This is a genomic window from Pseudidiomarina gelatinasegens, from assembly GCF_004025325.1.
Classification (GTDB): Bacteria; Pseudomonadota; Gammaproteobacteria; order Enterobacterales; family Alteromonadaceae; genus Pseudidiomarina; species Pseudidiomarina gelatinasegens.
In genome coordinates this window covers 88,561-107,140 of sequence record NZ_RSFE01000003.1, presented here as the reverse complement: position 1 = coordinate 107,140, position 18,580 = coordinate 88,561, and the positions used below count along the sequence as shown (strand labels likewise).

Sequence of the window (18,580 nt, the reverse complement as noted above, 5' to 3'; positions counted from 1 at the left end):
GAAAAAAATAAAAAAAAGCACTCCGAAGAGTGCTTTTTGCTAATTATTAGTGAAATTAACGCTTCAATGGTTTGAAGTCGCGTTTCGATTCACCGGTATAGAGTTGACGTGGACGACCAATTTTCTGGTTCGACTCGCCCATCATTTCGTGCCAATGTGAAATCCAGCCAACGGTACGCGATAACGCGAAAATGACCGTAAACATGTTGGTTGGAATACCAATTGCTTTCAAAATGATACCTGAGTAGAAATCGACGTTTGGATAGAGTTTCTTCTCAACAAAGTATGGGTCTTCAAGCGCAATACGCTCAAGTTCCATTGCTACATCAAGTAACGGGTCGCTGATTTTAAGCTCTTTCAATACTTCATGCGCACTGTCACGCATAACGGTTGCACGTGGATCAAAGTTCTTATACACGCGGTGACCGAAGCCCATAAGACGGAACGGATCGTTCTTATCTTTGGCTTTGTCGATGTATTTAGGAATATTCTCAACTGAACCGATTTCTTTTAGCATACGCAAACAGGCTTCGTTCGCTCCGCCGTGAGCCGGACCCCACAACGACGCAACACCAGCAGCGATACATGCATACGGATTCGCACCTGAAGAGCCAGCTAGACGCACTGTTGACGTGGAAGCATTTTGCTCGTGGTCAGCATGTAGCGTAAAGATGCGATCCATTGCTTTCGCAACAGTAGGGCTAATCTTATAGTTCTCAGCAGGTACTGAAAACATCATGTTCAGGAAGTTTTCTGAGTAACTTAGGTCGTTACGCGGATAAACAAACGGCTGACCGATACTAAATTTATAGGCCATAGCAGCGATAGTTGGCATTTTCGCAATAAGGCGATAGCCACTGCGCAACCGTTGTTTTTCATCATGAATGTCTAAATCATCGTGATAAAACGACGATAAAGCACCGGTGACAGCGCATAGCATTGCCATTGGGTGCGCGTCGCGACGGAAGCCGTTAAAGAAGTTGTGCAAACCTTGATGCACCATGGTGTGTTTGGTGATTGTTTGCTTGAATTTTGCGTATTCTTCTTCGGTCGGCGCTTCGCCATGCAGCAGCATATAACATACTTCGAGATAATCCGCTTGAGTCGCAAGCTGATCAATTGGATATCCGCGATGCAGAAGAACGCCGTTTTCACCATCAATGTAGGTAATCTTTGATTCGCAAGAACCCGTAGCTAAGAAACCTGGGTCAAAGGTGAAGAAACCATGCTTGCCTAAAGTACGCACGTCAATTACATCATAGCCGGCTGTACCAGATAATACTGGCAATTCAATGGATTGGCCGTCAATCTGCAGGGTGGCTTTACGATCAGCCATAAGGAAATCTCCTTGTTTAAGTCTGCTTCATCACTAAAAGGGCGATAGAATTTACTTGATCTTAACCGTTAATGTCAATTCAAACGGCTGTTTAAACCAATTAATTGTGCTGACACATATCAATCATTTTATCGATCGAGCTGATCAGTTTAACACATCAGCTTTACGAAATTTCGTTAAAGTTGGATGACATGAATCGGAATTAAAAATTGTCAGTCAGTGTTATACGCCGTTATAGGACCGCGTTGTATGCGACTAAGGTAGAATTGTTATTCAACGCTTAATTTTATTGGCTTGATCTATTGATAATTAATTTACGTTTTTAACCGAAAGAGGCCGCTAAGGAATTGTAATTCATGACTATGGCTTATATACTTTGGCGGCGATCTCACAGGGTCCTCTCGCCGTCAGGACTAGACGAGGATGTTTGAAGTTCCGAGCATGTTAACAATGCTTTTCGTTAAGGCACAACAATCGTGAAAAAACAAAGACCTGTAAATTTAGACTTAAATACTATCAGCTTCCCGGCTGCAGCCATTAGCTCAATTCTTCACCGTATTTCAGGCGTCATTATGTTGGTTGGCGTTGGTTTTTTGGTGTGGGCACTAGCTATCTCACTTAAATCTGCTGAAGGCTTCGACTTGGTGCACGGCTTACTAACTGGCTTTATCGCTAAGTTTATTGCGTGGGGCATCATGAGTGCACTTGGCTATCACTTACTCGCTGGAGTACGCCACATGTTTATGGACATGGGCTACTTTGAAGAGCTTGATTCAGGTCGAGTTAGCGCAAAAGTGGTGTTCGTGCTAGCAATCATTCTTTCGGTATTAGCAGGGGTATGGTTATGGTAAAAGCAGCTTCAACATTCGGCCGCAGCGGTAGCCACGACTTTATATTGCTACGCGCGTCCGCGATTATTTTGGCGTTATACAGCATTTTTATGGTGAGCTTTTTAGTTTCCGCCGACGTAATAACTTACGTAACATGGACTAATTTGTTTGCGCATTTGGGCATGAAGATTTTCACCATGTTGGCGTTAACAGCTATTTTGATTCACGGCTGGATCGGAATCTTCCAAGTGCTAACTGACTACGTCAAAAAAACTGGCTTACGAGCTTTTCTTCAATATGCAGTATGTGTCGCATTAATCGTTTACTGGTTAGCCGGTTTACTGGTTGTGTGGCCGGTGGAGGGTGTCTAAGTGAGCGTACAAACACTTGAATTTGACGCCGTTGTAATCGGCGCTGGTGGCGCTGGTATGCGCGCGGCCTTGCAAATCTCTCAATCAGGCATGACGTGTGCCTTGATGTCTAAAGTATTTCCTACCCGTTCTCATACAGTATCTGCGCAAGGTGGTATCACCGTTGCACTGGGCAACGCCCACGAAGATAACTGGGAATGGCACATGTTCGATACCGTAAAAGGGTCTGATTATATCGGTGACCAAGACGCTATCGAATATATGTGTAAAACCGGTCCTGAAGCTATTTTAGAACTGGAAAATATGGGTTTGCCATTTTCTCGTTTTGAAGACGGCCGCGTTTATCAACGTCCATTTGGCGGTCAGTCAAAAGCATTTGGTGGCGAGCAAGCAGCACGTACAGCTGCAGCTGCCGACCGTACCGGTCATGCCTTGTTGCATTTGCTGTATCAGCAAAACGTGAAGAACAAAACCACGGTGTTTTCTGAGTGGTATGCACTCGATTTGGTTAAAAACGAAGACGGCGCAATTGTTGGTGTAACAACACTGAACATTGAAACCGGCGAAATCTTTTACGTAAAAGCGAAAGCCGTTGTTCTTGCAACTGGCGGTGCTGGTCGTATCTTCGCATCAACCACAAACGCACACATTAATACCGGCGACGGTGTTGGTATGGCGTTGCGTGCTGGCGTGCCAGTACAAGATATGGAAATGTGGCAATTCCACCCAACCGGTATCGCCGGTGCGGGTACCTTGGTAACCGAAGGTTGCCGTGGTGAAGGTGGTTACCTCTTAAATAAAGACGGTGAACGCTTTATGGAGCGTTACGCGCCGAATGCGAAAGACTTAGCTTCTCGTGACGTGGTAGCACGTTCGATGATGACCGAGATTCGCGAAGGCCGTGGCTGTGAAGGCCCGTTAGGTCCACACTTGAAACTTAAATTGGATCACCTTGGTCGTGACGTGCTGGAAAGCCGTTTGCCGGGTGTTTGTGACTTGGCGAAAACCTTTGCTCACGTTGATCCAGCTGAAGAGCCAATCCCTGTTATTCCAACCTGTCACTACATGATGGGTGGTATTCCGACTGACGTAAACGGTCAGGCGTTACAGATTGATGCGAAAGGCAATGCAACGCCAATTCATGGCTTATTTGCGTGTGGCGAAATCGCGTGTGTGTCTGTACATGGTGCGAACCGTCTTGGCGGTAACTCACTGCTTGATTTGGTGGTGTTCGGTCGTGCTACCGGCCTGCATTTGGCGGATGCCATGGCAGCACTTGGCGATGCGAAAGAAGCGCGTCAAGACGACATCGATGCCGCTCTGGCTCGTGTTCGCCGTTGGGAAAATAATAAAGACGGTGAAGATCCAGTTCAAATCAAGAAAGATTTACAGAAGTGCATGCAACTGAACTTCTCGGTATTCCGTGAAGGTAAAGCAATGGCTGAAGGCTTGGAAGAGCTGAAGAAAATCCGTGAACGCTTGCAAAATGCGCGTTTGGATGACACCAGCAAAGAATTTAACACGCAGCGTATCGAGTGTTTAGAGCTAGATAACTTGATGGAAACTGCGTATTCAACTGCAGTAGCAGCGAACTTCCGTACTGAGAGCCGCGGCGCGCATAGCCGTGCTGACTTCCCAGACCGCGACGATGAAAACTGGTTGGTGCATTCTGTGTATCGTCCAGAAGACGACTCAGTGGTAAAACGCGAAGTGAATATGCAGCCAAAACTGCGTGACGCATTCCCGCCAAAAGCGCGGACTTACTAAGGTTAGGTGACAACGATGAAGAAGTTGAATATTTCAGTTTATCGTTACAACCCAGATGTTGATAACGCACCATATATGAAAGAGTACACCGTTGAGGTGGAAAAGAACCGTGACATGATGGTGTTGGACTTGTTGTTACTGTTGAAAGAACAAGACCCAACGCTGGCATTCCGTCGCTCATGCCGTGAAGGTGTGTGTGGTTCGGATGGTCTCAACATGAATGGCAAAAACGGCTTGGCGTGTATCACGCCTCTGTCAGCCCTTAAAGGTGGCGATAAGAAAATTGTGGTTCGCCCACTGCCAGGGTTACCGGTCATTCGTGATTTGATTGTCGACATGAGTCAGTTCTACACCCAGTACGAGAAAATTAAACCGTACCTGATCAACGACGACAAAACGCCACCAGCGCGTGAGCGTTTGCAGTCAACGGAAGAACGCGCGAAGTTGGACGGATTGTACGAATGTATTCTTTGTGCATGCTGTTCATCCTCATGCCCTTCGTTCTGGTGGAATCCAGACAAGTTCATTGGCCCGGCCGGTTTGTTGAATGCTTATCGATTCCTTATCGATAGCCGCGACACCGCCACAGAAGAGCGTCTTAATGAGCTTGACGATGCCTTTAGTGTTTTCCGCTGCCATGGCATCATGAACTGTGTCAACGTATGTCCGAAAGGGCTGAACCCGACGAAGGCTATTGGTAACATCAAATCCATGCTATTGAATCGCGCGATTTAATTAAATCGCGCAGATTTGCTATAGTAGTGGCCGAGCTGTATCGAAATAGCCATCCAGCTGGGATGGCTATTTTTTTATAAAACGAGTGTGAAGGAACAGCGATGCAAGATGGCGTAATGCAAGCCTGGCTAGAATCCTCCCACCTGGCTGGTGGTAACATGGCCTATGTTGAGGAATTGTTCGAGTTGTATCTCGACGATCCGACAGCGGTCAGTGATGAGTGGCGCAACTTCTTTGATCAACTTCCGCGCGAAGGCGCAGGGATGGACACGAAGCATAGCGCAGTTCGTGAACAGTTCCGTACGCTTGCAAAAAATAAGTTAAAGCAAGCGGGTACGGTAACTGCGGGAGCTCCCGATCAAAAACAAGTGAAAGTCTTGCAGCTGATTAATGCGTACCGCTTCCGTGGTCATCAGCACGCGAACCTTGATCCACTCGATTTATGGAAACAAGAGTCGGTACCGGACTTATCGCTCGAGCACCACGAACTCTCTAAAGACGATTTCGATAAAGAATTCAACGTTGGCTCTTTGGCTGTTGGCCAAGACAACATGAAATTGGGCGAAATCTATGAACTGCTGAACAGCATTTACTGTGGCCCAATTGGCGCTGAGTATATGCACATCGTTTCGACCGAAGAAAAGCGATGGATTCAGGAGCGTCTTGAAGGTGTGCGTGGCCGTCCAGAATTTAAATCTGACCAACAGAAAAAAATCCTAAAAGAACTTGTCGCCGCAGATGGCCTAGAAAAATACTTGGGCTCAAAATTCCCAGGCGCCAAACGATTCTCGTTAGAAGGTGGCGATAGCCTAATACCGATGCTTAAGGCGCTGATTAGTCGCGCTGGCGAGCAGGGTGGTAAAGAAGTCGTTATCGGTATGGCACACCGTGGCCGATTGAATGTTTTGGTCAACGTTCTGGGTAAAAAACCACAGGACTTGTTCGACGAGTTTGCCGGTAAACACATTAATAATAAAGGCTCGGGTGATGTGAAATATCATTCGGGTTTCTCGTCAGATTTCGCCACCCCAGGTGGCGACGTGCATTTGGCGTTAGCATTTAACCCGTCGCATTTAGAAATTGTGAACCCGGTAGTAATGGGTTCTGTTCGTGCTCGTATGGACCGTCTTGGTGACAAGACAGGTGCGAAGGTTTTACCAATTACCATTCATGGCGACTCAGCGATTACTGGCCAAGGTATTGTGCAAGAAACCTTTAACATGTCGCAGACGCGTGCCTATCAAGTTGGTGGTTCGATTCGGATTGTTATCAACAACCAAGTTGGTTTCACCACGTCCAAACGTGAAGATACGCGCTCAACTCAGTACTGTACTGATATTGCAAAAATGGTGCAGGCGCCGATTTTCCATGTGAACGCTGACGATCCGGAAGCTGTTGTGTTCGTCACCCAGTTAGCATTGGACTATCGCAATACGTTTAAGCGCGATGTAATGATTGATTTGGTTTGTTACCGTCGTCACGGCCACAACGAAGCTGACGAGCCAAGTGCCACGCAGCCGCTTATGTACAGCAAGGTGAAGAAACGCCCGGTAGCGCGCGCTATCTATGCTGAACGCTTGCAGCAAGCGAATGTTGTGGCTGAATCTGATATTGAAACTTTTGTCAGTGATTACCGTGATGCGCTTGATAAAGGCGAAATTGTGGTGGACGAATGGCGTGAAATGAAGAGCCACTCGTCTGACTGGTCGCCTTACGTTGGGCAAGACTGGAATGTTGACTACGATGCAAAAATCAGTCGACAAGAAGTCGAGAAGCTCGGTATAGCAATGAGTACCGTGCCGAAAGAATACAAATTGCACTCACGTGTACAAAAAGTATACGACGAGCGTATGAAAATGGCGAAAGGTGACAAAGCCGCAGATTGGGGCTTTGCTGAAAATCTGGCTTACGCAAGTTTGGTTGACGATGGCGTGCACATTCGCCTGACTGGCCAAGACAGCGGTCGCGGCACCTTCTTCCATCGTCATGCGGTGCTGCACAACCAAAAAGATGCTGCAACCTATATGCCGTTAAACAATATTCGTGAAGGCCAAGGCCAAATCGAATTGTATGACTCGGTATTATCAGAAGCTGCCGTGGTTGCTTTTGAATATGGTTACGCAACTGCAGAACCTAAATCAATGGTGATGTGGGAAGCGCAGTTCGGCGACTTCGTTAATGGTGCCCAAGTGGTTATCGATCAGTTCTTGAGTTCCGGTGAGCAAAAGTGGGGCAGATTGTGCGGTTTAACGCTATTGCTGCCACATGGCTACGAAGGGCAAGGGCCTGAGCACAGTTCTGCGCGTTTGGAGCGGTTCCTGCAGTTGTCCGCTGATCATAACTGGTCGGTTTGTGTGCCAACCACGCCAGCGCAAGTATTTCATATGATTCGTCGTCAACATTTACGACCGGTTCGTCGGCCGTTAATTGTTATGACACCGAAGTCACTGTTACGTCATCCATTAGCGGTTTCTGACCTTGATGAATTGACGACAGGCGTATTCCAGAATGCGATTGCAGAAGTCGATTCGTTAACGCCGAAGAAGGTAAAACGCGTGATAATCTGCTCAGGTAAGGTCTATTACGACTTGCTGCAAGAGCGGCGTAAACGTGAGCAAGAGGACGTTGCAATTATTCGTATTGAGCAGTTGTATCCGTTCCCTGCAGATGAAGTTGCTGAAATCATGAAAGATTATCAGCATGTGAAAGATTTTGTTTGGTGTCAGGAAGAACCGCAGAACCAAGGAGCTTGGTACAGCAGTCAGCACAACTTCCGTGCGGCAATTCCTAAAGGCGCAGAACTAACTTACGCAGGTCGTGAAGCTTCGGCCGCACCAGCAGTAGGTTATTTGTCTGAGCATAACAAACAGCAACAAAAATTAGTCGATGACGCGCTAACCATTAAATAGGTGATAATTGACCATGGCTATTGATATTAAAGTTCCACAACTCCCTGAATCTGTTGCTGATGCAACAGTTGCTACTTGGCATGTGAAGCCAGGTGACAAAGTATCGCGCGACCAGAATCTGGTTGATATCGAAACCGACAAAGTGGTGTTGGAAGTGGTTGCACCTGATGATGGCGTAATCGGCGAAATCATCGCGGAAGAAGGCGCCACTGTCGGTGCTGAAGAAGTTATCGGTAAACTTGAAAAAGGTGACGGTGCAGGCGCTGCGGAAGACAAAAAATCAGACAAAAAGTCAGACGATAAGTCAGATAAAAAGTCTGAGGCAAAAGCTGACGATAAAGAAGACAGCAAGAAAGCCGATAAGCCGGCTGCGAAGAAAGCCTCAGGTTCAGGCGAAAAGCTTGAAGTTAAGGTGCCGCAGTTACCAGAGTCGGTTGCTGATGCAACGATTGCTACTTGGCACGTAAAAGCCGGTGATGCAGTAACACGTGATCAAAACTTAGTTGATATCGAAACCGACAAAGTTGTGCTCGAAGTTGTTGCTCCTGCTGACGGTGTGCTGGTTGAAATCAAGCATGAAGAAGGCGCCAATGTTGGTGCTGATGACGTTATCGGTATTGTTGAAGCGGGTGCTTCTGCTGATTCAAGCGAGTCGGCAAAAGAGTCGTCAAGCGAAAGCAATGAAGAATCAAGTGATGAAGGCGACAGCGAAGTTGCAGGCCCAGCGGTACGCCGTATGCTGGCTGAAAACAGCTTGAAAGTGTCTGACGTAAAAGGCACTGGTAAAGGCGGTCGTGTCACCAAAGAAGATGTTGAGAAACATTTGAAGGACGGTGGTTCTAAGAAAGCTGAGCCTGCGAAGGCAGCAAGTGCACCAGCACCAGCCGCTGGCGACCGTGATCAAAAACGTGTACCAATGACGCGTTTACGTAAAACAATCGCTAAGCGTTTGCTTGAAGCTAAAAACGCAACAGCCATGTTGACCACGTTCAATGAAGTGAACATGAAGCCAATCATGGATTTGCGTTCGAAGTACAAAGACGAATTTGAAAAACGTCATGACACGCGTTTAGGCTTCATGGGCTTCTACGTGAAAGCCGTAACTGAAGCGCTGAAGCGGTTCCCAGAAGTCAATGCGTCAATTGACGGTGATGACATTGTTTATCACAACTATTTCGATATCAGCATTGCAGTTTCAACGCCACGTGGACTGGTAACACCAGTATTGCGTGACTCAGACAAGATGAGCATCGCTGAAATTGAAAATGGTATCCGCGACTTGGCTATTAAAGGCCGTGACGGCAAATTGACCATGGACGATATGCAAGGTGGCAACTTCACTATCACCAACGGTGGTGTATTTGGTTCATTGCTATCAACACCAATTTTGAATCCACCACAAAGCGCTATCTTGGGCATGCATAAAATCCAAGATCGCCCAATGGCCGTGGACGGAAAAGTTGAGATTCTACCAATGATGTATTTAGCGTTGTCTTATGACCACCGCATCGTTGATGGTAAAGAATCTGTTGGTTTCTTGGTTACCATCAAAGAGTTGTTAGAAGATCCGCAGCGTTTGTTGCTGGACCTTTAACATATTGCACAGCTGCTGTGTTGCAATTGGGTAACAATTGTACCGGCAGCTGTCTTTTTTGCGCGCAAAAATGTAAAATACGCGCGAATTTTCGGGTAAGCAGCACGAAGCTGCTTTTGTTGTTCAAACGAATCGGAAGATCATCATGAATTTGCATGAGTATCAGGCTAAACAACTCTTCAAAGAGTTCGGTTTGCCAGTATCTGAAGGCTTTGCAGTCGACACTGCAGACGAAGCCGTTGAAGCTGCCAAAAAAATCGGCGGTGATCGTTGGGTTGTTAAAGCCCAAGTACACGCAGGCGGTCGCGGTAAAGCGGGCGGTGTTAAACTTGTTTCTAGCCACGATGAAGTTCGCGATTTCGCGACCAATTGGTTAGGTAAAAACTTGGTTACCTATCAAACAGACGCAAACGGTCAGCCGGTTGCTAAAATTTTGGTAGAAAGCCTTACTGATATCGCTTCAGAACTGTACTTAGGCGCAGTTGTTGACCGTGCTACACGTAAAATCGTGTTCATGGCGTCAACCGAAGGTGGTGTTGAAATCGAGAAAGTTGCTGAAGAAACCCCTGAAAAGATTCTTAAAGCAATCATCGACCCAACAGTAGGCGCTCAGCCGTATCAAGGTCGTGAGCTTGGTTTTAAATTGGGTTTGAACCCAGACCAAGTTAAACAATTTACTAAAATCTTTTTGGGCTTAGCGAAAATGTTCGAACAGTATGATTTCGCACTGTTAGAAATCAACCCGCTAGTTATTACTGACGAAGGCAACTTGCATTGCTTAGACGGTAAAATCAATATCGATAGCAACGCGCTATATCGTCAGCCAAAAATCCGTGAAATGCACGATCCGTCACAAGAAGACGAGCGTGAAGCACAAGCTGCGAAGTGGGAACTCAACTACGTTGCGCTTGATGGCAATATCGGTTGTATGGTGAACGGTGCTGGTTTGGCGATGGGTACTATGGATATCGTTAAACTTGCAGGCGGCGAGCCAGCTAACTTCTTGGACGTTGGTGGCGGCGCGACCAAAGAGCGCGTTACTGAAGCGTTTAAAATCATCCTGTCTGACAGCGCGGTACAAGCCGTTCTCGTTAACATCTTCGGCGGCATCGTACGTTGCGACATGATCGCAGAAGGTATTATGGGTGCAGTAGAAGAAGTAGGCGTGAAGGTTCCAGTTGTTGTTCGCCTTGAAGGTAACAATGCTGAATTAGGTCGTCAGAAATTAGCAGAAAGTGGCCTGAACATTATCGCAGCAGAGAGCTTGTCTGACGCTGCTGATAAAGTGGTTGCTGCGGCAGGAGGTCAATAATGTCTATCTTGATCGATAAAAATACCAAAGTAATCTGTCAGGGTTTCACTGGCGGCCAGGGAACTTTTCACTCTGAGCAAGCGATTGCATACGGCACGCAAATGGTTGGCGGCGTAACTCCAGGTAAAGGCGGTCAAACGCACCTTGGTTTACCAGTATTCAACACGGTGCGTGAAGCTGTAGAAGCAACAGGCGCAACTGCGTCAGTTATCTACGTTCCAGCGCCTTTCTGCAAAGATTCAATCATTGAAGCTGCAGATTCAGGTATCGAGCTAATCGTTTGTATCACAGAAGGCATTCCTACTTTAGACATGCTGTACGTGAAAGAATATTTAACGCACAAAGGCGTGCGCATGATTGGTCCAAACTGCCCGGGTGTTATCACGCCTGACGAGTGCAAGATTGGTATCATGCCTGGCCATATCCACAAGAAAGGTAAAGTGGGTATCGTATCGCGTTCAGGTACGTTGACCTATGAAGCTGTGAAGCAGACTACTGACGAAGGTTTTGGTCAGTCAAGCTGTGTTGGTATCGGTGGCGATCCAATCCCAGGTTCTAACTTCATCGATATTCTCGAATTATTCGAGAAAGATCCTGAAACTGAAGCGATCGTGATGATTGGTGAGATTGGTGGTACTGCAGAAGAAGAAGCTGCAGAATACATCAAAGATCACGTAACTAAGCCTGTTGTTTCTTACATTGCAGGTGTTACAGCTCCTCCAGGTAAGCGCATGGGCCACGCTGGTGCCATCATCTCTGGTGGTAAAGGTACTGCAGACGAGAAGTTTGCTGCCCTTGAAGCTGCTGGTGTGAAAACTGTGCGTAGCTTGGCCGATATCGGTAAAGCATTGCGCGAAAAAACTGGCTGGTAAGCTCAGTTTTGATACGATGAAAGCCGCTCAAATTGAGCGGCTTTTTTGTATCTACAGTCCAATTATCGCAACCACGAAAGGCCAATGATGAAAACAGCTGCGCTATTTTTAATTGCTTTATTTGCGTTTGCAGGAAATTCGGTTATTGCACGCTATGCACTGTTAGAACCGGCTATTGATCCTGCTTCGTTTATCATCATTCGAATTCTAAGTGGTGCCGTTACCTTGTGGATACTGCTGACATTGCTGCAGCAGCGCACGGTAAAATCTAAGCGCAGAATTACTACGAAAGGCAGTTGGTGGGGCGCACTCATGTTAAGCGTCTACGCAATCGCATTTTCATACGCGTATGTTGAGTTGGAAACGGGATTCGGCGCTTTGGTGTTGTTTGCGGCTGTGCAGTTGACCATGCTGGGCGTGAATATAAGCCGTGGGGTTTTACTCACGAAGGCTGAATGGGTCGGTTGCATCATTGCGTTTGGTGGGCTGGCCTATCTGGTTGCCCCCACGATCAGCGTTCCCGATTCATTATTGGCGTCTATAACCATGATTATGGCGGGCAGTGCATGGGGATTTTATTCATTGCATGGCCGCGGTCGCGTTAACCCGTTAGCCGATACAACCTATAACTTTGTGCGTGCTGCCCCCATCGTGATTGTCGCGTTATTATTTGCCTTACCCGATGCTGCGGTTACCTCAGAGGGTATTTTGCTAGCCGTTTTGTCGGGGTCGGTGACCTCAGGGTTGGGGTATGCGGTGTGGTATTTGGTTTTGCCGCGCCTATCCGTTACCACAGCGGCGATAGGTCAACTTTCGGTGCCGCTTATCGCAGCCTATGGTGGTGTACTATTCGCAGGTGAACTGTTTACACGTCAGTTAGTTATCGCCGCATCGCTAATCATTGGCGGTATCTTGATCGTGTCTTGGAAAAATAAACCTCGATAAATATATTATTTGATATAGTGTTAAAATAAAAATATCTAATTTGCTCTATGATTATTATAAAATTGTAAATTATAAAACAGTTGTCTAGTATCAAGTCATAACAAAAGTGGTGTGAGTGTTAAATCAATAAGGTACTCCCCATGAAAAAAATAATACTACTTGCTGCGCTAATCCTTGCTGTATGGAATTATTACGAAGCCCAAAAACCGCTACCGGAAAATCGGACGGGTCTTTTGAGTGAACTTGTACAAACCATGCAAGGTCAGGTACTCCGCAAAAGTCCAGAATTTCATTGCGATGGTCGTCGTTATTGCCCTGAAATGACGTCTCGTGAGGAGGCTGAATATTTTATGCACTTTTGCCCCAACACCGAACTTGATGATAACCAGAATGGTATTCCTTGCGAGAACGACTCTCGCTTTTAGGCGTTAAGGACCTGGTAATTATGTTGGCACCGATCAGAAACCTTATTAAAGAGCATTGGCAGGGAGACTTCTCGCTAGGCTTTGCTTATTGGGTTATCGGTGTTGGTGTCACATTATTGCTTTCGTTGGCCATCTTTCTTGTCGATAAATTACTCACGATACTCTCAATTAATACCAGTTTTTATGGTGGAGTGTTAATCCTACTCTGCGGTCTTGTCCTGCTCGTTACGCTCTGGCAACTCGTTGGTATTTGGCGCTCAGCGCGTTATCACACGTCACGCGGTGGGCGCACAATGTGGGCTAATGCGGCACGCGTTATGGTGGTTATTGCTGCTGTAAGAGCCGTTTTCGACTTTAATCAGTTTGGGGTTGGGCAATTGCAAGAAGGTTTTGGATTATTGGCGCAAGGTGAGTCACTCGGTACGTTTGAATTGCGAATATTAAATCAGGGTACTGAATTAGAGTTAATAGGCAGTTTACCGTTTGGTACTGCGGATAGTGTGCAGGCATTACTTGAACGCTACCCAAATGTTCAGGTGATTCATTTAAATTCAAAAGGCGGACGCATTAGTGAAGGGGTGCGGTTGTATCAACTGATTCAGCAGTACAACCTGGACACGTATAGTCCCAGTGAATGCTCAAGTGCATGTACCATAGCCTTTATGGGGGGCGCGAAGCGATACCTAGGCAAGCGTGGCATTCTGGGCTTTCATAGCGCCTCATTGCAGTCGGTGGACGGCAACGACGTGGCACAGCTGAATGATGAGTTTAAGCGAATTTATCGGCGCCATGGGGTGTCAGAAAGTTTTATCAGGCAAGCCGTGAGAGTGGCTGGTGCTGATATTTGGTATCCGGGCCAGTTAGAGCTATTGGATGCGCGGGTGGTGGATGAATTGGTGCCTAGCGAGCGATTTGCGTCAACTAATGCGTTTGGTGATAGAAAGGTCAATTGGCAACCGGAGCATCTGCAGCAAGCGCCTGATACTGAGTTAGTGGGTTATTGGCAGGCGACGGTTGATATTCTTAATTACTTAAATTATCTAGAACCACGGCATTGTGTGAATTATATGTATCCGCAGTGGAGTGCAGAGGGTGCCGATGTGGAGAGTATGTTGCCGGCTAACCTGATTGATGCACATGAAAATGCCGTGATAAAGCTAATTGAGCGTACTCAGTTGCGATCAGACTATCGCAGCCGAACCGGTACGGCGCCTATACTGTTTGACTCGGTGCTAATACAGCTTGAGCAACGCAATCCAGAATATCTTTCGGTTCTAGATGATCCCGAACAGTACATTAACTCACCACGTTTATTATGCAGCGCGACCATTGCCCTTTACGAAGGGGCACTGCGGCAATCGACGGTTGATAGGCAAGCTGCGCTGCTACGCTACTTGCAGCAAGACTAAAAAAAGGCGCACCAAATAGGTGCGCCAAAGACCGTCGGGATGGTCATAGAAAGTATAACGGTTTAAAGCTGAGCAATTGCTTCTTCAGCTTCTGACAATCCTTTTTGACGTGGTTCGTCGCCCATATTCAGGCCTTCAGCACGAACAACATGCACATCTGTGATACCAATAAATGCTAAGGCGTTGCGCAAGTAGCTTTCTTGGTGATCGAGCGCTGCGGCGCCACCTTGGCTATAAATGCCACCTCGGCCTGATGCAATGTAAGCGGTTTTTCCGGTTAATAATCCAACTGGGCCTTGCTCAGTATATTTGAAGGTAACACCTGCTTTGAGCACACGGTCCAGCCAAGCTTTGAGCTGAGTCGGTATGGTGAAGTTATACATAGGTGCGCCAATTACGAGCACATCCGCGGCTTGAATTTCCGCAATGAGCTCTGCGCTCAATGTATTCTCGTTATCCAACAGGGTGTCTGCATCAAGGTGTGGTACCGCATTGGTTACCAGATCACGATGAGTAACCTTGACGCCGCTACTTTGGCTTAAATGCGTGACAATATCACGACTGAGTTTACGACTAACCGACTGGTCAACGAAAATACCTGAATCAAGATGCAAGATATTCATAAAAACCTCTCAAAATGTGTGCGCTGTGTTATTTAATTTCATGAGCATATTGTACGAATGTTCCATTTATGTCGGTAGATGGTTATATTGGGAATCAATGTTCCATATATGGAACAGCTGCAGGAGTGGCTATGGCGATACCAGATTTAACTAATTACTTAATCTTTGCGCGGGTGGTTGCCGCTGGCAGCGTCAGTGCAGGTGCCCGGGAATTAAATATGCCGAAATCAACAGTAAGCCGGCGGTTGACTGAACTTGAAGAACAGCAAGGGGTGCGATTACTGCATCGGAGTACCCGCGGACTGAAGTTAACTGATATTGGGCAGGCCTTCTTGGTGCATTGCGAAACCATGGTCGCGGCGGCCGAAGCGGCACAACAAGTGACGCAAATGGTGCAGGAAACTCCCCGCGGTGATATTCATGTCAGTTCACCTTATGCGATTAGCCAGAGCATGTTGGTAAACCTGCTGCCCGAATTTATGTCACTGTACCCGGAGGTTAGAATCAATTTGATGGTTACCAATCGTCCGGTTAATTTAATTGACGAAGGCATTGATGTTGCGTTGCGGGTGCGGCCATTTATTGAGGACTCATCACTTATTGCTCGGCCGCTTGCTGATGCCCCAGGTACGCTGTACCGCAGTCCAAATCGCGGCGATGTAGCCAAGATCACTAAGCCGCTTCGACATCCACTTGATCTGGTTAACTTCCCCCATTTGAGCTTGCACTACACCAGTGGTCGATACAGGTATGACATGACTTCTCAGCACGGAGAAAAGTTAACAGTTAGTTTTCGTCCGCGGCTAATCACCGACGACATGATTGTTTTACGTGAAGCAGCAATTGATGGCTTAGGCATTGTTTCACTGCCCAGCTACTTAGGTAAACAAGCGGTTGAAGACGGCTTACTCGAGCGGGTTCTTCCTGACTGGTCGTTACCGATGGGAATCATGCACATGGTGTATCCATACCGCCGCGGATTGCTGCCAGCAGTGCGTGTATTTATTGATTTTCTTGCAGAGCGCTTGCCGGCTACGGCACAACGTTCGTTAAATACGATATAAAGGCTTTTATTTTCAAGTTAACTCACTACAATCATTCAAACAGTTGTTTAAATAATTTCGCAACCGCGATTCAAGTAGGGCACCGTTATGGATTTTACCCCAAGTGACAATACACTGAAATTTCGCAAGCGGCTTATTGCTTTCATGCGCGAGCATATTGAGCCGATTGAAACGAACTACCACAAGGAAAACCGTCGGCTCAATCCAGATGGAAATTGGCGCGATTGGCAAGTGGCACCCATTATTGAAGAGCTCAAGGTAAAAGCCAAAGAAGCAGGTTTGTGGAATTTGTTTTTGCCAGATGCAAAGCTTGGCGCTGGCTTATCCACACTCGATTATGCGCCGCTGGCTGAAGTTATGGGGCACAGCATTATTGCACCCGAAATATTCAATTGTAATGCACCTGATACGGGGAACATGGAAGTGCTGTACCACTTTGGTACATCGCAGCAAAAGCAAACTTGGCTGACGCCGCTATTAAACGGAGAGATCCGCTCTGTTTTCTGTATGACAGAACCTGATGTGGCGTCATCTGATGCGACCAACATGCAAGCAAGTATTGTGGCGGATGGCGATGATGTGGTGATTCAAGGTCGTAAATGGTGGTCGACCGGATTAGGGCATCCGAATGCAAAATTCGCGATAGTTATGGGGCTTACCGATGCCGATGCACCAAAGCATCAACGCCACTCGATGGTGCTGGTGCCACTGGACACGCCAGGCGTAACCATAGAACGTATGTTGCCTGCATTTGGTGAGTACGATGCGCCGTATGGTCATGGTGAGGTACTGTTTGAAAACGTTCGGGTACCGAAAACCAATGTGATTGGTGCTTTAGGGGATGGGTTTAAAATTGCTCAAGGGCGGCTTGGTCCAGGGCGCATTCATCATTGTATGCGGGCTTTGGGCGCCGCAGAGAAAGCGCTGCAACTCTATATGCGCAGGGGGCAGGACCGTATTGCGTTTGGCAAACCATTATTACAATTAAACGGCAACCTTGAGCGTGTAGCAGACATGCGTATTGCCATCGATCAGGCGCGCTTACTCACTTTTTATGCGGCGTGGAAAATTGATCAAGTAGGTGCGATGAAGGCTTTGGCCGAAATTTCGGCAATTAAGGTAGCCGCACCGAACGTATTGCAGAAAGTTGTTGATGAAGCCATTCAGCTCTATGGTGGTGCTGGCATGAGCCAAGATACACCGTTACCCGCGTTGTATGCGATGGCTCGCGCACTCCGCATTGCCGATGGCCCAGACGCAGTTCACCGCGCAACCATTGCTAAAGTTGAACTAGCCAAGTATCGGGAGGCTTAAGTGGCGAACGCGGGAGCAAGATTTGAAGATAAGGCGGGTGAAGTTCGTGCTGGTGAACAACTGCCCGAACAACAACTCAGCCAGTGGCTGCGTGAACAGCTACCCGAGTTAAAGGGTTCTATGCGGGTCACCCAATACAGTGGAGGTGCGTCCAATTGGACCTATCGGCTCGAATTCGACAACGCCGATCTTATTTTACGCCGACCACCGGCAGGCACGAAGGCCAAATCAGCCCACGACATGGGGCGGGAGTATCGGCTACAGAAGGCGTTAAAGCCAGTTTTTCCCTATGTCCCCAAAATGCACCTCTACACCGACGATGAATCCATCATTGGTGCTGAGTTTTACATCATGGATAGGGTGGCTGGTATTATTCCGCGTAAGAATATGCCGCGAGACCTAAAGCTCAATGAACCACAAACACGGCAGCTTTGTTTAAATGCGCTGAATGTGCTGATTGAATTGCATCAGGTAGATATTGAAGCCGCTGGCTTAACTGATTTGGCCAAAGGCGCGGGGTATACAGAGCGTCAGGTAACTGGCTGGAGTGAACGTTATATAAAAGCCAAGACCTGGAACGTACCGTCAGGAAAGAACATTATTCGCTGGCTTGCCAAAAATATGCCACAGCAAGAAACCATCTGCATGACACACAATGATTTTCGATTTGATAACCTCGTGTTGGATGTTGATGATCCGACACGAATCATTGGCGTTTTGGATTGGGAGTTGGCAACACTGGGCAATCCGTTAATGGACTTAGGCAATAGCCTAGCCTATTGGATACAAGCCGACGATGACCGTATAGCAAGGTCGACACGGCGCCAGCCCACACATTTGCCAGGCATGCTGACACGGCAACAAGTCATTGACTATTATTGCGAGAAAATGGGCGTTAACGTCGCAGATTTTCGCTTTTACGAAGTTTTTGGGCTGTTTCGCCTTAGCGTTATCGCACAACAAATCTATTACCGTTATTACCACAAGCAAACACGTAATCCAGCCTTTAAGAACTTTTGGTTTTTGGTGAATTACTTGCAGTGGAGAGCCCGTAAATTAATGAAACAAGGATAA

Annotated in this window: 16 protein-coding genes; 14 read left to right on the top strand and 2 right to left on the bottom strand. The window is 47.1% G+C overall.

Features of this window, described 5'->3' with window-relative positions; all coding sequences use genetic code 11:
• Nucleotides 1–55: 55 nt before the first annotated feature.
• Entirely contained in the window at nt 56–1,336 is a 1,281-nt protein-coding gene (locus EGC76_RS04795; protein WP_128351874.1) for a citrate synthase, read from the bottom strand.
• A 476-nt stretch (nt 1,337–1,812) separates the two neighbouring features.
• Between EGC76_RS04795 and sdhC the strand changes: the two genes are divergently transcribed.
• The 11 genes from sdhC (at nt 1,813) to EGC76_RS04740 (ending at nt 14,505) form a co-directional block, all read left to right on the top strand.
• Nucleotides 1,813–2,187, top strand: coding sequence for a succinate dehydrogenase, cytochrome b556 subunit (sdhC, locus tag EGC76_RS04790; protein ID WP_128351873.1), 375 nt, complete (start codon nt 1,813–1,815; stop codon nt 2,185–2,187).
• Nucleotides 2,181–2,537 (top strand): succinate dehydrogenase, hydrophobic membrane anchor protein, encoded by a 357-nt coding sequence (sdhD, locus tag EGC76_RS04785; protein ID WP_128351872.1) that lies wholly within the window; start codon nt 2,181–2,183, stop codon nt 2,535–2,537. Before sdhC ends, sdhD begins: the two co-directional genes overlap by 7 nt.
• Entirely contained in the window at nt 2,538–4,304 is a 1,767-nt protein-coding gene (gene sdhA / locus EGC76_RS04780; RefSeq protein WP_128351871.1) for a succinate dehydrogenase flavoprotein subunit, read from the top strand.
• 15 nt (nt 4,305–4,319) lie between these two features.
• Entirely contained in the window at nt 4,320–5,039 is a 720-nt protein-coding gene (locus tag EGC76_RS04775) for a succinate dehydrogenase iron-sulfur subunit (RefSeq protein ID WP_128351870.1), read from the top strand.
• Between the two features lie 101 nt (nt 5,040–5,140).
• Nucleotides 5,141–7,948, top strand: coding sequence for a 2-oxoglutarate dehydrogenase E1 component (gene sucA / locus EGC76_RS04770; RefSeq protein WP_128351869.1), 2,808 nt, complete (start codon nt 5,141–5,143; stop codon nt 7,946–7,948).
• 13 nt (nt 7,949–7,961) lie between these two features.
• A complete protein-coding gene (odhB, locus tag EGC76_RS04765; protein ID WP_128351868.1) occupies nt 7,962–9,542 on the top strand; it encodes a 2-oxoglutarate dehydrogenase complex dihydrolipoyllysine-residue succinyltransferase in 1,581 nt (526 codons plus the stop codon).
• A gap of 145 nt (nt 9,543–9,687) precedes the next feature.
• Nucleotides 9,688–10,854 (top strand): ADP-forming succinate--CoA ligase subunit beta, encoded by a 1,167-nt coding sequence (sucC, locus tag EGC76_RS04760; protein ID WP_128351867.1) that lies wholly within the window; start codon nt 9,688–9,690, stop codon nt 10,852–10,854.
• Complete coding sequence (gene sucD / locus EGC76_RS04755; protein ID WP_128351866.1) at nt 10,854–11,726, top strand: succinate--CoA ligase subunit alpha; 873 nt, start codon at nt 10,854–10,856, stop codon at nt 11,724–11,726. The genes sucC and sucD overlap by 1 nt, the downstream gene beginning before the upstream one ends.
• Before the next feature lie 84 nt (nt 11,727–11,810).
• Entirely contained in the window at nt 11,811–12,671 is an 861-nt protein-coding gene (locus EGC76_RS04750; protein ID WP_181950947.1) for a DMT family transporter, read from the top strand.
• Between the two features lie 140 nt (nt 12,672–12,811).
• Nucleotides 12,812–13,096: an excalibur calcium-binding domain-containing protein gene (locus EGC76_RS04745; protein WP_128351865.1), complete on the top strand. Its 285-nt coding sequence runs from the start codon at nt 12,812–12,814 to the stop codon at nt 13,094–13,096.
• Nucleotides 13,097–13,116: 20 nt separating this feature from the next.
• On the top strand, nt 13,117–14,505 hold the full coding sequence (locus EGC76_RS04740) for a COG3904 family protein (protein WP_128351864.1): 1,389 nt from the start codon (nt 13,117–13,119) through the stop codon (nt 14,503–14,505).
• Between the two features lie 62 nt (nt 14,506–14,567).
• Here EGC76_RS04740 and EGC76_RS04735 read toward each other — a convergent pair whose 3' ends face one another.
• On the bottom strand, nt 14,568–15,128 hold the full coding sequence (locus EGC76_RS04735; protein ID WP_128351863.1) for an FMN-dependent NADH-azoreductase: 561 nt from the start codon (nt 15,126–15,128) through the stop codon (nt 14,568–14,570).
• Between the two features lie 131 nt (nt 15,129–15,259).
• Here EGC76_RS04735 and EGC76_RS04730 point away from each other — a divergent pair, with 131 nt between their 5' ends.
• The 3 genes from EGC76_RS04730 to EGC76_RS04720 all read left to right on the top strand — a co-directional run bounded on the left by EGC76_RS04730 (nt 15,260) and on the right by EGC76_RS04720 (nt 18,580).
• Entirely contained in the window at nt 15,260–16,192 is a 933-nt protein-coding gene (locus EGC76_RS04730; protein WP_128351862.1) for a LysR family transcriptional regulator, read from the top strand.
• An 87-nt stretch (nt 16,193–16,279) separates the two neighbouring features.
• Complete coding sequence (locus EGC76_RS04725; protein WP_128351861.1) at nt 16,280–17,506, top strand: acyl-CoA dehydrogenase family protein; 1,227 nt, start codon at nt 16,280–16,282, stop codon at nt 17,504–17,506.
• Entirely contained in the window at nt 17,507–18,580 is a 1,074-nt protein-coding gene (locus EGC76_RS04720; protein WP_128351860.1) for a phosphotransferase family protein, read from the top strand.

Excerpts from the sequence above, each read along its gene's own strand:
- sucC (WP_128351867.1), top strand. The coding sequence starts at position 9,688 with ATGAATTTGCATGAGTATCAGGCTAAACAACTCTTCAAAGAGTTCGGT.
- sucA (WP_128351869.1), top strand. The coding sequence starts at position 5,141 with ATGCAAGATGGCGTAATGCAAGCCTGGCTAGAATCCTCCCACCTGGCT.
- sdhD (WP_128351872.1), top strand. The coding sequence starts at position 2,181 with ATGGTAAAAGCAGCTTCAACATTCGGCCGCAGCGGTAGCCACGACTTT.
- EGC76_RS04745 (WP_128351865.1), top strand. The coding sequence starts at position 12,812 with ATGAAAAAAATAATACTACTTGCTGCGCTAATCCTTGCTGTATGGAAT.
- EGC76_RS04740 (WP_128351864.1), top strand. The coding sequence starts at position 13,117 with ATGTTGGCACCGATCAGAAACCTTATTAAAGAGCATTGGCAGGGAGAC.
- EGC76_RS04725 (WP_128351861.1), top strand. The coding sequence starts at position 16,280 with ATGGATTTTACCCCAAGTGACAATACACTGAAATTTCGCAAGCGGCTT.
- EGC76_RS04775 (WP_128351870.1), top strand. The coding sequence starts at position 4,320 with ATGAAGAAGTTGAATATTTCAGTTTATCGTTACAACCCAGATGTTGAT.
- EGC76_RS04750 (WP_181950947.1), top strand. The coding sequence starts at position 11,811 with ATGATGAAAACAGCTGCGCTATTTTTAATTGCTTTATTTGCGTTTGCA.
- odhB (WP_128351868.1), top strand. The coding sequence starts at position 7,962 with ATGGCTATTGATATTAAAGTTCCACAACTCCCTGAATCTGTTGCTGAT.
- EGC76_RS04795 (WP_128351874.1), bottom strand. The coding sequence starts at position 1,336 with ATGGCTGATCGTAAAGCCACCCTGCAGATTGACGGCCAATCCATTGAA.
- EGC76_RS04730 (WP_128351862.1), top strand. The coding sequence starts at position 15,260 with ATGGCGATACCAGATTTAACTAATTACTTAATCTTTGCGCGGGTGGTT.
- EGC76_RS04735 (WP_128351863.1), bottom strand. The coding sequence starts at position 15,128 with ATGAATATCTTGCATCTTGATTCAGGTATTTTCGTTGACCAGTCGGTT.
- sucD (WP_128351866.1), top strand. The coding sequence starts at position 10,854 with ATGTCTATCTTGATCGATAAAAATACCAAAGTAATCTGTCAGGGTTTC.